General features: G+C 58.7%; 1 protein-coding gene. It reads right to left on the bottom strand.

The features are described 5' to 3' along the window. A partial coding sequence (locus BBG47_RS28450) for an AMP-binding protein (protein WP_139070846.1) occupies nt 1–458 on the bottom strand: 458 nt, incomplete at both ends.

Genomic DNA, 458 nt, shown 5'->3' with positions numbered 1-458 from the left:
GTCGCCTCCTGTACCGCCGGTACATGCAGCAACTGCGATTCCACCTCGCCCAGCTCAATGCGGAAGCCCCGGATTTTCACCTGATGGTCGCTTCGGCCCACATACTCGATGCTGCCGTCTGGAAGCCAGCGCGCTACGTCACCTGTCTTGTACAGCCGCTCACCAGGTGCGAACGGGTTATCAAGGAACTTCTCCTCCGTCAAGTCCGTTCTTCCCCAGTACCCGCGTCCGACACATGCCCCGGATACGTAGAGCTCGCCCTTCACGCCGATCGGCTGCAGCTCGAAGCTGTCGTTCACAATATAAATGCTCGTGTTCGCGATCGGCTTGCCGATTGGCGGCAGACCAACCTCGATAACTTCCGGCGTCATCGTGTAGGTCGTCACGACATGAGTCTCCGATGGCCCGTAATGGTTGTGCAGGCAGATATCGAGTCGCTTCAAGCACGCCTGCACTTG

The organism is Paenibacillus sp. KS1, from assembly GCF_001680695.1.
GTDB lineage: Bacteria > Bacillota > Bacilli > Paenibacillales > Paenibacillaceae > Paenibacillus_B > Paenibacillus_B suaedae.
The sequence above is the reverse complement of the archived record's forward strand: the minus strand, read 5'-3'. Positions and strand labels throughout refer to the sequence as shown.